Source organism: Arthrobacter sp. Y3225209, from assembly GCF_059090685.1.
Map to the genome: position 1 here is coordinate 57039 of NZ_JBNHFW010000004.1, position 13576 is coordinate 70614.

Here is a 13576-nt window from a genome sequence, read left to right on the forward strand (position 1 = left end):
GTGATGGAGCGCAGCAGTGGCCGAACCAGCGTCGCCAAAGTCCCGGACGCCCCGGGCCCCGGGGCAGATTGGCCTCGTAGCCTGCGTAGCGTTCGGGGTTGGCACCACGGTGGGCGGAGGGGTATTCACCCTTTCCGGCACGGCGGTCAACCTGGCCGGACCGGCCGCCGCCGTCAGCTACATCCTCGCGGGCATCGTGATGTTCCTGTGTGCACTGTCCTTCATCGTGGTTTCCACCAGGGCCGGCGACGGCGAATCCGGCTACGCCCCCGTGGGCACCATCCTCGGCCCCTTCTGGCGGTTCATTGTGATGTGGGCCTTTTACCTCAACGGGGCCACCATCATCGCCTACCTGGTGGTCTCCTTCGGCGACTACTTCAGCGAATACTTCCTGCCCGCGGCCGGCACCCTCACGGTGGCGCTCGCCACCACCGTACTGGTCACCGCACTGAACCTCGGCCCGACGTCGCTCGTCGCCCGGGCGGAGACCTGGATTGTTGGCATCAAACTGGGGCTGCTGGTGCTGTTCTCCGTTTGGGGCCTCACCGAACTCCGGCCCGATGACCTTGACCGGCCGCTGCCTTCCGGCACCGGGGGGATCTTTTCCGCCGCCGCACTGCTGTTCACTGCCTACACCGGCTTCAACGTCATCACCAACATGGCCGGATCGGTGAAGAATCCGCGCAAAACAGTTCCGCGCGCCATCATGCTGACCATCCTGGTTTCCGGTCTCGTCTACCTCGGCACTGTCCTGGCCATGACAGCCAGCGGGATCACCAGGTTCACCGCCACCGGCGTATCCCAGGCTGCCGAGACGGTCATGGGGGCCTGGGGTGGCGTCCTGGTGGCGTTTGCGGCCTGCCTGTCCACGTTCTCGGGAGCCAACGCCAATGTGCTGGGCGCCTCGGAGATCATGCTGCGCATGGTGGCCCGCGGGGATGTTCCCCCGGCACTGGGCCGGCACACACGCAACGGCCACCCCTACATAAGCGTGCTGCTGCTGGGAATCATTACCGTTCTCCTGGTGGTGCTGCGGGACACCGCGTTTGTAGTCTCCGTTGCCAACGTGGCGGCGATTATCGCCATGATTGCCATCCTGGCCGTGCTGGCCGCGGCCGGCCAGCTGCCGTCACTGAACCCGGAAGCAATTGTGGCCGGCTTCTTCCTGACCGGTTTCGGTGCCGCCCTGTACTTCGCCCGGCTGTACGAACGCGGCGGCGCGGGAACCCGGGCGCATGCGAGCGCCCAGATCGATACCCTGAACACCCCGCTGATGAAAGCCGCACGCACCGGGACCATCGCAAACAGCGCGGATCCCTCCGGGCCGCGCCGGCGCCTGCCGCCCGAAGCCTGACCTACGCCGTTTTCCTTGCCACCATAAAAATGCGGCGGAACGGAAAGACGGTTCCCCAGCCGTGCTGCGGGTAGGCACTGCGCAGCAGAGCCGCGTATTCGGCCTCAAACCGGGAGAGCTCCTCTGCCGTCAGGGCAGCAATCACCGGGCGCAGCGCCGTGCCGCGGACCCATTCAAGTACCGGGTCCTCCCCGGGGAGAACCTGCTGGTAACTGGTCTCCCAGACATCGGCGTCCATCCCCGCTTCAACCAGGAGAGCCAGATACTCGTCGGGCGCGGCGACGGCGTCCGCATGGCGCAGCACCCCCTCCAGCTTCGGTGCCCAGCGGGCGCTCGCCGCCAGGTCACGCATGAGCACATGCGACGGGGCAGTGAAGTTGCCCGGCACCTGCACTGCCAGCCACGCGCCGGCGTCGAGCCGTTTGGCCCACTTCCGCAACAGATCCCGGTGGCCGGGAACCCACTGCAGGGCAGCGTTGGAGACCACCACGTCCGTACCGGCGTCCGGTTCCCAGTCCTCGATCCGGGACCGGATGAACTCCAGATTCAGAGGTGCACCCTCCAACGCCCCGGCCTGCTCAATCATGTCGGCGGAGGAATCCACCCCGGTCACCTGCGCACCGGGCCAGCGGGCGGCGAGCGCAGCGGTCAGTGCCCCGGTGCCGCAGCCCAGGTCCACCACCCGCCCGGGCGAGGACGCCGCTATCCGGGCGGTGAGGTCGAAGAAGGGCCTGTCGCGGTGCGAGGAGAACTGTGTGTACTTTTCCGGATCCCATTTCATGCGGCCGAGCCTACCGCCGGAAAGGGAGGAAAAACGCGACAGGCGCGGCCCCGTTAGTCTGGTAGAGACATGAAACTTCTTGAGCAGCTGCCCTCCGGTCCCTCCGCCACCGCAACCATTGACCCCGACGAGACCTACACCTCCTTCCTGGAATGGGTTGAGAGCCGGGGTATGTCGCTGTACCCGGCGCAGGACGAGGCAGTGATGGAACTGGTGACCGGTAACAACGTCATCCTGGCCACGCCCACCGGATCCGGTAAGTCCATGGTGGCCATTGCCGCGCACTTCCACGCCATGGCCCACGACGAGCGCAGCTACTACACCGCTCCCATCAAGGCACTGGTGTCCGAGAAGTTCTTCGCCCTGTGCGAGATTTTCGGTGCTGAGAACGTGGGCATGGTCACCGGGGACTCCTCGGTGAACAAGGACGCACCGATCATCTGCTGCACCGCGGAGATCCTGGCCAACATTGCCCTGCGTGAAGGGCCGGACGCGGATCTGGGCACGGTCATCATGGACGAGTTCCATTTCTACTCCGATCCGCAGCGCGGCTGGGCCTGGCAGGTGCCGCTGCTGGAGCTGCCGCAGGCGCAGTTCCTGCTGATGTCCGCCACTCTGGGCGACATGACCCGGATCGCCAACGAACTCAGCGAGCTCACCAACCGGGACACCGTCACGGTCTCCTCCGTGCAGCGGCCCATCCCGCTGCACTACTACTACGTGGAAACCCCCATCCAGGAATCCCTGGAGGAACTGCTGGCCACCAAACAGGTCCCCGTCTACGTGGTGCACTTCTCCCAGATCGAAGCCATTGACCGGGCCCAGGCGCTGATGAGCATCAACGTCTGCACCCGCGAGGAGAAAGACCGCATAGCCGAGCTGATCGCCGGGTTCCGGTTCGCCCCCGGCTTCGGCAAGACCCTCAACCGGCTGGTCCGCCACGGCATCGGCGTACACCACGCCGGCATGCTGCCCAAGTACCGCCGCCTGGTGGAGCAGCTGGCCCAGGCCGGACTGCTGAAGGTCATCTGCGGCACCGACACCCTGGGCGTGGGGATTAACGTGCCCATCCGCACGGTGCTGATCACTGCCCTGTCCAAGTACGACGGCACCCGCACCCGGCCGCTGAAGGTCCGCGAATTCCACCAGATTGCCGGACGCGCCGGCCGGGCGGGTTATGACACCGCCGGCACCGTGGTGGTGCAGGCACCGGAACACGTGATCGAAAACGCCAAGGCCATGGCCAAGGCGCAGGCGAAGTTCGGTGACGACCAGAAGAAGCTGCGCCAGGTGGTGAAGAAGAAACCGCAGGCCGGTTTTGTGTCCTGGGGCAAACCCAGCTTCGAGAAGCTCGTGGACGGCACCCCGGAGCCGCTCACCTCCAGCTTTAACATCACCCACTCCATGCTGCTGAACCTGCTGGAGCGCCCGGGTGACCCGTTCACCGCAGCCAAGAAACTGCTCACCAACAACCACGAGACGCGGTCCTCCCAGCTGGCGCTGATGAAGAAGGCCCTGAGCATCTACCGCGAACTGAAAACCGCGGGCATTGTGGAGGTGCTGCCCGAACCCGACGCCGACGGCCGCACCGTCCGGCTGAAGGTGCACCTGCAGCCCAACTTTGCCCTAAACCAGCCGCTGTCCCCGTTTGCCATGGCATCACTGGAAATCCTGGATCCGGAGAGCCCGTCCTACGCCCTGGATGTGGTCTCGGTGATCGAGGCGATTATGGAAAAGCCGCGCCAGGTGCTCTCCGCCCAGGAGAAAAAGGCCCGCGGCGAAGCGATCGCGGCCATGAAGTCCCAGGGCATCGAGTATGACGAGCGGATGGCGCTGCTCGAAGAGGTCACCTATCCCCAGCCGCTGGCGGAACTCCTGGAGCAGTCCTTCGAGGTATACCGCTCCGGTGCTCCCTGGCTGGGCGAGTTCGAGCTCAGCCCCAAGTCGATTGTCCGGGACATGTATGAGCGGGCCATGAGCTTCGGCGAGTACGTGCAGTTCTACTCGCTCGCGCGCTCGGAGGGCGTGCTGCTGCGCTACCTCTCCGACACCTACAAGGCGCTGCTGCACACGGTGCCCCCGGAGCGGCTCCGCGAAGACCTGGAGGACATCATCGAGTGGCTCGGCGAGCTGGTCCGCCAGACCGACTCGTCGCTGCTGGACGAATGGGAGGAACTCACCTCCGGAGTCAACCCCGACGCCAGCAGCGAACCCGTGCTGCCGCCCGTGCCGGACCGGCTGACCGCCAACGTCCGGGCCTTCCGGGTGATGGTCCGCAACGAGATGTTCTCCCGCGTCAAGCTTTTCGCGGACGAGGATGACCGCGCGCTGGGCGAGCTCGACGGCGACGCCGGCTGGGACGCCGACCGCTGGGCGGACGTGCTGGACGCCTACTTCGAGGAACACGAGGACATCGATGACGGCCCCGACGGCCGCGGCCCGAACCTGCTGATCATCAAGGAAGTTCCCGGCAAGTGGGAGGTCCGGCAGATCTTTAAGGATCCTGCCAACCACCTGGACTGGGGCATCACCGCGGAAGTGGACCTGGCCGCCTCAGACGAAGCCGGCAGCCCCGTCATCAAGGTGATCACCGCCGGACGGCTGGATTAGGCTGGATCCCATGCAGATCCGTCCCGCGCGCAAAGAAGATGTCCCCGTCATCCTGGAACTCATCCATGATCTGGCGATCTACGAAAAGGAGCCGCACGCCGTGAAGAACACGGTGGAGGCCCTCGAGGAGAACCTCTTCGGCCCGCATCCGGCCATTTTCGCGCATGTGGCAGTGGAGCAGGGACAGGTCCAGGGCTTCGCCCTGTGGTTCCTGAACTACTCCACCTGGGAAGGTGTGCACGGCATCTACCTCGAGGACCTGTACGTCCGGCCCGAAGCGCGCGGCAAGGGCATGGGCAAGGCGCTGCTGCGCACCCTGGCCGGGATCGCCGTCGAGCGCGGCTACGCCCGGGTGGAATGGTGCGTGCTGAACTGGAACGAACCCTCCATCCGGTTCTACAAGTCCCTGGGTGCGGTTCCGCAGGATGAGTGGACCACGTTCCGGCTGACCGGCGACGCGCTGTCCTCCTTCGGCAGCCCCGTGGTTTCAGGAGGGGCAGCATGAGCGCCCCGGTCCCGCGTATCCCCGTTCCCCACACTGCGTCGGCCCCCTACACGGTGCGTGGCATGAACGTCACCGACCACCGGTTCACCGTTCCCCTGGACCACGCGGCACCGGACGGGGAAAGCATCACCGTCTTCGCCCGTGAGTACTCCGATGCGGCCCTCCCTGCTGCCCGGGTGCGGGAACTGCCGTGGCTGCTGTACCTGCAGGGCGGACCCGGAGGCAAGGGCAGCCGGCTGCTGCAGTTCGGCGGCTGGACCAAGGCCGCCTCGAAGCACTTCCGCATCCTGATGCTGGACCAGCGCGGCACCGGGCTGTCCACCCCTGCGGACCGGCAGACGCTGGCCCTGCGCGGTGACGCCGCCGCCCAGGCGGACTACCTGACCCATTTCCGGGCGGACTCCATTGTTGCGGACGCTGAGCTGATCCGCCGGGCCCTGGGCTCCGGACCGTGGACCACTTACGGGCAGAGCTACGGCGGTTTCTGTACCCTCACATACCTCTCCTACGCGCCGGAAGGTCTGCGCGGGAGCCTGATTACCGGCGGCCTGGCGCCGCTGACCGGTCCCGCTGACCGGGTGTATGAGGCCACCTTCGGGCGGGTGGCCGCACGCAACGCCGAATACTTTGCCCGGTACCCCGAAGACCGGGACATCGTTACCCGCATAGCCCGGCATCTGGACAGCGTTCCCGAATTCCTGCCGTCCGGCGAACGGCTCTCCGTCCGGCGCTTCCAGATGGCCGGCTCGTACCTGGGTGGAAACACCCGGGTGGACGGCCTGCACTATTTCCTGCAGGAAGCCTTTGTTCCCACCCCCGACGGCGACCGGCTTTCGGATACCTTCCTGGAGACCATGCACGGACTGGTCAGCCGGGCATCAAACCCGCTCTACGCCCTGATGCACGAGTCCATCTACGGGCAGGGCGAAGCCACGAACTGGGCGGCCTGGCGGGTGCTGCAGTCCCATCCCGAATTCGAGCCCGCGGCCGCTGAGCCGCTGTTCACCGGCGAGATGGTCTATCCGTGGTACTTCGACGAGGACCCGGCGTTGGTGCCCTTGAAGGAGACCGCGGAACTGCTGGCGAAGAAGACAGACTGGGGTCCGCTCTATGACACTGCCCGGCTGGCACGGAACACCGTGCCGGTGGCGGCCGCGGTGTACACCGATGACATTTATGTGGACCGGGACCTCTCGCTGGAAACTGCTGCCGCCGTGAAGGGACTGCAGGTCTGGGAAAGCGGCGACTTCCATCACGACGGCATTGCCGACGACGGCGAGGCAATCTTCAACCGCCTGCTGGGCATGGTGCGCGGCGGCGACGCATAAAAAGCAGGTCCCCGGCGGATAGCCGGGGACCTGAAGCGTTTTTGTGGAGACTCCGCTGCGGAGCTTCGACGGTTAGAGGGGCTTCTTTGCAAGCTCCCGGACCCAGTCCGGGGTGGGCTTGCCGAGCTTGCGATCGGTGGTGAGGCGGAGGCGTGCTGCCCGGATCTGCACCCGCTCACGGTCCCGGTCAGGTACGGGCTGGTCGGCGGGACGCGGGGTTCTATCTCCGTGTGCCAGCGGCAGTGCTGCTGTTGTCATCGTCGACCTCCTCCGCTCCGGGTACGCTCGTGGTGTCTTCATTCTGGCCCATCCCGCCGTTCGAGTCCACTATCGCCGTCAGCGGGCGCGCCCAGGCAATGCTGATAATGGCCGCTTCTTCGGCCCCGGCAAGATCACTCTGGGCCAACAGATCCAGCACCCCTAATCCGGTTTCCTGCCGCCTGGGATCGTCCGACAGCGACGCCTCGATGGCCCACTCGGCACGTGCCCACCATTCAGAGCGTTGATCCGCCTTCCGGCGCTGTTCGAGGGTCTTCCACCCAATAATAAAGGTCAAAGCACCGGCGAGCAGAACAGCCAGGGGGCCCAGCGCAGCGACAATTTCCCACCAGGAGGTGGCACTCTCTGCGGGAAGAGCCGGAGCGACCGGCGGGGACGTTGACTGCATCAGCCCAGCGTAGCGCCGGCCGCCGACAATAGACGCGAAGCAACCCTAGGCGTGCCCGGCAGACTGCATCTGCCGCAGTTCCTTTTTCAGGTCTCCCACCTCGTCGCGCAGGCGGGCTGCCAGTTCGAACTGCAGCTCGGCCGCGGCCGCATGCATCTGCTCGGTCATGGAGGCAATCAGCTCGGTCAGGTCCTCCGCCGGGGCGGCGGCAAGTCCGTCCTTACGGACAGCCTTGCCCTTGCCCTTGGCCTTCTTGTTCCTGGCCGCTTCCTCCAGGAGTGCCTTGGTGTCGGCGTCCTCGCGGGCCAGCTGATCGGTGATGTCGGCGATCTTCTTGCGCAGCGGCTGCGGGTCCACGCCGTGCTTTTTGTTATAGGCGATCTGGATGTCCCGGCGACGGTTGGTTTCGTCGATGGCATGCGCCATGGAGTCGGTGATCCGGTCCGCGTACATGTGGACCTCGCCGGAGACGTTACGCGCGGCGCGGCCAATGGTCTGGATCAGCGACGTGGAGGAACGCAGGAAGCCTTCCTTGTCGGCATCGAGGATGCTCACCAGCGACACCTCGGGCAGGTCCAGGCCCTCACGGAGCAGGTTAATGCCCACCAGCACGTCGAACGTGCCCATCCGCAGCTCGCGCAGCAGCTCCACGCGCCGCAGGGTGTCGACGTCGGAGTGCAGGTACTCCACCTTCACCCCGTGCTCGAGGAGGTACCCGGTCAGGTCCTCGGCCATGCGCTTGGTCAGGGTGGTCACCAGCACGCGCTCGTCCCGTTCCGTGCGGGTGCGGATCTCGCCGAGCAGGTCATCGATCTGGCCCTTGCTGGGCTTGACCACCACCTGCGGGTCCACCAGCCCGGTGGGCCGGATGATCTGCTCCACGTAGCCGTCCGACTTGGACAGTTCGTATTTGCCCGGGGTGGCGGACATGTACACGGTCTGGCCGATCCGCTCGAGGAATTCGTCCCACTTCAGCGGCCGGTTGTCCATGGCCGAGGGCAGCCGGAAGCCGTGGTCCACCAGGGTCCGCTTACGGGACATGTCGCCTTCATACATGGCGCCGATCTGCGGAATGGTCACGTGTGACTCGTCCACCACGAGCAGGAAATCGTCCGGGAAGTAGTCCAGCAGGCAGTGCGGGGCGGTCCCCGGGCCGCGGCCGTCAATATGCCGGGAGTAGTTCTCGATGCCGTTGCAGAACCCCATCTGCTGCATCATTTCCAGGTCATAGGTGGTGCGCATCCGCAGCCGCTGGGCTTCGACCAGCTTGTTCTGGGATTCAAGTTCCGCCAGCCGCACCTGCAGTTCATCCTCGATGTTGCGGATAGCCCACTGCATCCGGTCCTCACCGGCGACGTAGTGCGACGCCGGGAAAACGTACATCTCGGTTTCTTCATGGATGACGTCGCCCGTCAGCGGATGCAGGGTATAGATGTTCTCGATCTCGTCGCCGAAGAACTCGACGCGGATGGCGTTTTCCTCGTACATCGGGATGATCTCCACCGTGTCGCCCCGCACCCGGAAAGTGCCGCGGTGGAAGTCCATGTCATTGCGCACGTACTGCATGGCCACGAACTTGCGCAGCAGGTCATCTCGGTTCATCTGCTGCCCGCGGCGCAGGGTCACCATCTGCTCGATGTACTCTTCCGGGGTGCCCAGACCGTAGATGCAGGAAACGGTGGCCACGACAATGACATCGCGGCGGGTCAGCAGGGCGTTGGTGGCGGAGTGCCGCAGCCGTTCAACTTCCTCGTTGATGGAGGAGTCCTTCTCGATGAAGGTGTCCGTCTGCGGGACGTAGGCTTCCGGCTGGTAGTAGTCGTAGTAGGAAACGAAATATTCCACGGCGTTGTTCGGCAGCAGCTCACGGAATTCGTTGGCCAGCTGGGCGGCGAGGGTCTTGTTTTGCACCATGACCAGGGTGGGCCGTTGAACCTGTTCCACCAGCCATGCCGCGGTGGCACTTTTGCCGGTACCGGTGGCTCCGAGGAGGACTATGTCCTTCTCGCCGGCATTGATCCGTTCGGCCAGTTCCTTGATGGCGGTGGGCTGGTCGCCGGCCGGCCGGTAATCGCTGACGACCTCGAAGGGCGCCACTACTCTCTTGATGTCCTGCGCAAGACTCATGTCTACAAAACTACTCCGCCATGCGGTCAGCCGTGGTCCGCTTTGCTAGGGGCTGAACGGAAATTATCCGGTCCCTTCGGCGTCCGGCCTGCGCCGGTTCATCGGCACCAGTCTCTGTTCCCACAGCGCCCGCACAGCGGCCGCCAGGTCTTCGGGAGTACCGGTGTTGTGCAGGACGACGTCGGCGGCCTCCGCGCGCTCAGCGGCGGTGGCCTGCGCCGCGATCCGCGCCCGTGCGGCGTCGGGATCCATCCCGCGGTCCCGGACCATCCGGACCAGGCGTTCCTCTTCGGGAGCCTCCACCACGAGCACAAAGTCAAAGTTTCCGGCCTGTCCGGTCTCCACCAGCAGCGGAATATCCTGCACCAGGATTCCATCCTGCGGAGCTTCAGCCGCCAGCGCTGCGGCGCGGGCACGGACCAGCGGATGAATGATGCCGTTAAGGACCGCCCGGCGCTCATCGTCGCCGAACACCACTGCCGCCAGCGCGGCACGGTCCAAACTGCCGTCCTGCGCGAGAACGGAAGGACCGAACGCCTCCACGACGGCGGCGAGACCGTCAGTTCCCGGTTCCACCACCTCGCGGGCCAGGGCATCGGCATCAATCAAAACGGCGCCGCATTCCACGAGGGTCCGGGCAACCAGGGATTTTCCGGCGGCGATCCCGCCGGTGAGTCCAACCTTGAGCATGCAGCCCAGCCTACCGCCGAAGCCCCGGGCCCCCGGGCAGTCGCGACGCCGGACCACTAGACTAAAGGGGTGAGTGACATCGACGCGGCGGCGGGGCGCTACACCACCGTTGCCGGGGAGCACCGCTCCGAACTGGAGATCAAACGCTCACGCTTCATCACGGTGCTGCGCCGCACCGAAACCGAAGACCAGGCACGGGCGCTGGTCGCAGAACTGCGCCGCGAATTCCACGACGCCCGGCACCACTGCAGCGCCTTCGTCCTGGGCCCGGGACGCGAGGTCCAGCGCTCAAACGACGACGGCGAACCCTCAGGAACCGCCGGCATCCCCATGCTGGAGGCACTGACCAAACGTGAAACCGCCGGCGGCGCTACGGACCTGAGCGACATCACGGCGGTCACCGTACGCTACTTCGGCGGCATTCTGCTGGGTGCCGGCGGACTGGTGCGGGCCTACTCGGAATCCGTCTCCACTGCCCTGTCCACCGCTCCCCTGCTGCAACGGCGTCGGATGCTGCTTTACGCGGTGCCGGCCGGCCACGCCGAGGCTGGACGGCTGGAAAACGACCTGCGCAATGCCGGCCTCAGCGTCACCGGCACCGACTACGGAGCGGCCGGGGCCAGTATCACCGTGGCACTGCCGGACATCCCGGGCAGTGCTGAGCATTTTCATGACCGGCTGGCAGCCTTCACCGCCGGGGTCAGCACCCCGGAACCGCTTGGAACAGAATGGATCGACCTGTGACGCAAGACCCCGCCGTGACACCCGGGTTTTCCTTTGAGAACCTCAGCCGCCGCCCCGATGTCGAGGCAGAGAACCTGCAGGCCCACGATGCTGCGGACCGGCTGCTGCTGGATACCGCCGCAGACCGCCTGCGCGCGGACGCAGGCGGCGTCGTCGTCATTGGGGACGCCTATGGTGCGCTGACTCTCGGAGCGGCCGCGCTGCACGGTGTGCGGGACCTGCGGGTCCATCAGGATCCGTATTCCGGTGAGCTGGCACTGGCACGCAACGCCGACGCCGCCGGGCTGGCCGGGGTGTACAGCTCGCTGCCGCTGGATCCGGCACTGGTGCACGGAGCCCGCACGGTGCTGCTGCGGCTGCCGCGGTCCCTTGACGCGCTCGAGGAAATAGCCGCCCTGATCGCACGGCATGCCGATCCCGGTGTGGTGGTTTATGCCGGCGGCAGGGTCAAGCACATGACCACCGCCATGAACGCCGTCCTGGGGCGGTGGTTCGGCTCCGTCTCCGCCGGCCTGGCCCGGCAGAAATCCCGGATCCTGACCGCGGCCGGTCCGCTGCCCGCTGAGCGGCTGCCTGAGGACCGGTTTCCGCTCGCCCAGAAGCACGATGTCGGACTCACCGCACCGCTGGAACTGCGGGGCTACGGTGCCGCATTTGCCGGGGCATCCCTGGACATCGGCACCCGGTTCCTGCTGCCGTACCTGGCGCAAGCACGGCAGGCGGCGTCCGCCATCGATCTGGGCTGCGGTACCGGGGCCATAGCCGCCTATCTGGCACTGACCCGCCCGGATCTGCAGGTGCTGGCCACAGACCAGTCAGCTGCCGCCGTGGCCTCCGCCTCCGCAACCATGGCAGCCAATGGCGTGGCGGAGCAGGTGCGGGTCCGGCGGGATGACGCACTGGCCGGTCTTCCGGAGCGTTCAGCCGAACTGGTGGTGCTGAACCCGCCGTTCCATATCGGTGCCAGCGTGCACGCCGGTATTGCGCTGAAGCTGTTTGCCGACGCCGGCCGTGTCCTGGTGCCCGGCGGGGAACTCTGGACGGTCTGGAACAGCCATTTGGCCTACAAGCCGGCCCTGACCCGGTTGGTCGGCCCCACCCGTGAAGTAGCCCGCAACCCCAAATTCACGATCACGGTCAGCACACGCGCCTAAGCGGACAGTAGCCCCGGCACGCCGGGCGGGACGTCCCTCTTCCCCCGCAGCGCATAATCCCGCACAACCAATCTGAGAGAGCGCTCTCTTGACAGTGACCGTTGTCACACCTAGGCTCACACGAAGATCAGAGAGCGCTCTCTCAGTCCGGCGGATGTTTGCGGACCGGCTCTCTTTTGTATCCAGCTTCAGTCCCGCCCCCCCCCGGCGGATCAGGTCCGGTTGCTGTCCCGGCACGGTCCAAACAGTTATCACCACCGGCTAGACCCACACACAAAGGAGTGACCGTGAAGAACTTTAAGCACCGGGCAGGAGCAGTGGCAGGCGCCGCAGCCCTCGCATTGCTCGCCGCCGGCTGTGGCGGCGGAGACAGCCAGGCCGGCACCGCGGAGGATCCCCTGGAAATCTCCATCACCACCTTCGGCACCTTCGGCTACGACGATCTCTACGCCGAGTACGAAGAAGCGAACCCGGGCATCAAGATCCGGCACAACAACATCGACCGCGGAGCCAACGCGCAGACTGACCTCTTCACGAAACTGGCCGCCGGCTCCGGCGTCAGCGACGTCGTCGCCATCGAAGAAGGCTGGCTCGGCGCCGTCATGGAGGTCTCCGACGAATTCGTGGACCTGAATGACTACGGCGCTGAGGACATCAAGGACAACTGGGTCGACTGGAAATACCAGCAGGGCACCGACGCGGAGGGCCGCGTTATCGGTTACGGCACGGACATCGGGCCGCAGGGCCTGTGCTACAACGGAAAGCTCTTCGAAGCCGCCGGCCTGCCCAGCGACCGCGAGGCAGTGGCGGAACTCTTCGGCGGGGATGACGCCACCTGGGACCGCTACTTCGAACTGGGCAACGAATACCACGAGAAGACCGGGCTGGGCTGGTATGACCAGTCAGGATTTGTCTGGAACTCCATGGTGAACCAGATGGAAGAGGGCTACTACACTGCCGACGGCGACCTGAACATTGAGGACAACGCCGCCATGAAGGAACAGTTCATGCAGCTCGCTGCCGGAACCGAGGCCGGCCTGTCCGGCAACGAGAAGAAGTGGGACTGGGGCAAGGGCCGCGCCTTCACCGACGGTTCCTTCGCCACCTTCGTGTGCCCGGGCTGGATGCTCGGCACCATTCAGGAACAGCTGGAATCTGCCGGCGGTGCCGAAGACTCCGGCTGGGACTTCGCCGATGTGTTCCCCGGTGGGGCATCCAACTGGGGCGGCGCCTTCCTCTCCGTATCGGAAGAGTCCGAGCACAAGGAGGAAGCAGCAAAGCTGGCCGCCTGGCTCACCGCCCCGGAACAGCAGGTCAAGCAGTCCGCAGCGGCCAACAACTTCCCCAGCACCCTGGAAGCACAGCAACAGCTCGCCGAGGATGCAACGCCCAATAAGGTCTTCAACGACGCTCCTACCGGGGCGATCCTCGCCTCCCGCGCGGAGGGCGTGAAGGCGCAGTTCAAGGGTCCGGATGACTCGGTGATCCAGGAGAAGGTCTTCGGAGCCGCTCTGACGCAGCTTGATGCGGGCAGCCTGGACGGCGAAGGTGCCTGGAACGAGGCGATCAAACTGCTGAACGAGCAGGTCGAACAGGACTAGCTCCCCGTCGGGGCC

General features: G+C 65.7%; 12 protein-coding genes. 7 read left to right on the plus strand and 5 right to left on the minus strand.

The window, feature by feature from the left end:
* The first annotated feature begins 16 nt into the window (after positions 1-16).
* Positions 17-1354: an APC family permease gene (locus AC5RVB_RS04190; protein ID WP_494142041.1), complete on the plus strand. Its 1338-nt coding sequence runs from the start codon at positions 17-19 to the stop codon at positions 1352-1354.
* A gap of 1 nt (position 1355) precedes the next feature.
* Here AC5RVB_RS04190 and AC5RVB_RS04195 read toward each other — a convergent pair whose 3' ends face one another.
* Entirely contained in the window at positions 1356-2135 is a 780-nt protein-coding gene (locus AC5RVB_RS04195) for a trans-aconitate 2-methyltransferase (protein ID WP_494142042.1), read from the minus strand.
* 69 nt (positions 2136-2204) lie between these two features.
* Here AC5RVB_RS04195 and AC5RVB_RS04200 point away from each other — a divergent pair, with 69 nt between their 5' ends.
* The 3 genes from AC5RVB_RS04200 to AC5RVB_RS04210 are packed head-to-tail and all read left to right on the plus strand — an operon-like array spanning position 2205 to position 6578.
* Complete coding sequence (locus AC5RVB_RS04200) at positions 2205-4745, plus strand: DEAD/DEAH box helicase (protein WP_227901931.1); 2541 nt, start codon at positions 2205-2207, stop codon at positions 4743-4745.
* A 10-nt stretch (positions 4746-4755) separates the two neighbouring features.
* Positions 4756-5250 carry a GNAT family N-acetyltransferase gene (locus AC5RVB_RS04205; protein ID WP_227901932.1) on the plus strand — a complete coding sequence of 165 codons (495 nt, stop codon included), beginning with the start codon at positions 4756-4758 and terminating at the stop codon, positions 5248-5250.
* Positions 5247-6578 carry an alpha/beta fold hydrolase gene (locus AC5RVB_RS04210; RefSeq protein ID WP_494142043.1) on the plus strand — a complete coding sequence of 444 codons (1332 nt, stop codon included), beginning with the start codon at positions 5247-5249 and terminating at the stop codon, positions 6576-6578. The genes AC5RVB_RS04205 and AC5RVB_RS04210 overlap by 4 nt, the downstream gene beginning before the upstream one ends.
* 72 nt (positions 6579-6650) lie before the next feature.
* On the opposite strand, the gene AC5RVB_RS04215 is transcribed toward AC5RVB_RS04210, so the two are convergent.
* The 4 genes from AC5RVB_RS04215 to coaE all read right to left on the minus strand — a co-directional run bounded on the left by AC5RVB_RS04215 (position 6651) and on the right by coaE (position 10062).
* Positions 6651-6836, minus strand: a complete 186-nt coding sequence (locus AC5RVB_RS04215) for a hypothetical protein (RefSeq protein WP_227927830.1) — start codon at positions 6834-6836, stop codon at positions 6651-6653.
* Positions 6799-7245: a hypothetical protein gene (locus AC5RVB_RS04220; RefSeq protein WP_494142044.1), complete on the minus strand. Its 447-nt coding sequence runs from the start codon at positions 7243-7245 to the stop codon at positions 6799-6801. Before AC5RVB_RS04220 ends, AC5RVB_RS04215 begins: the two co-directional genes overlap by 38 nt.
* A 45-nt stretch (positions 7246-7290) precedes the next feature.
* Positions 7291-9372: an excinuclease ABC subunit UvrB gene (gene uvrB, locus AC5RVB_RS04225; RefSeq protein WP_494142045.1), complete on the minus strand. Its 2082-nt coding sequence runs from the start codon at positions 9370-9372 to the stop codon at positions 7291-7293.
* Between the two features lie 63 nt (positions 9373-9435).
* Positions 9436-10062: a dephospho-CoA kinase gene (gene coaE / locus AC5RVB_RS04230; protein ID WP_227927834.1), complete on the minus strand. Its 627-nt coding sequence runs from the start codon at positions 10060-10062 to the stop codon at positions 9436-9438.
* Between the two features lie 69 nt (positions 10063-10131).
* Here coaE and AC5RVB_RS04235 point away from each other — a divergent pair, with 69 nt between their 5' ends.
* The 3 genes from AC5RVB_RS04235 (at position 10132) to AC5RVB_RS04245 (ending at position 13561) form a co-directional block, all read left to right on the plus strand.
* Entirely contained in the window at positions 10132-10806 is a 675-nt protein-coding gene (locus tag AC5RVB_RS04235) for an IMPACT family protein (protein WP_227927835.1), read from the plus strand.
* Positions 10791-11960 carry a class I SAM-dependent methyltransferase gene (locus tag AC5RVB_RS04240; protein WP_423724591.1) on the plus strand — a complete coding sequence of 390 codons (1170 nt, stop codon included), beginning with the start codon at positions 10791-10793 and terminating at the stop codon, positions 11958-11960. Before AC5RVB_RS04235 ends, AC5RVB_RS04240 begins: the two co-directional genes overlap by 16 nt.
* Positions 11961-12247: 287 nt before the next feature.
* Positions 12248-13561 carry an ABC transporter substrate-binding protein gene (locus AC5RVB_RS04245; protein WP_227927837.1) on the plus strand — a complete coding sequence of 438 codons (1314 nt, stop codon included), beginning with the start codon at positions 12248-12250 and terminating at the stop codon, positions 13559-13561.
* Positions 13562-13576: the final 15 nt, after the last annotated feature.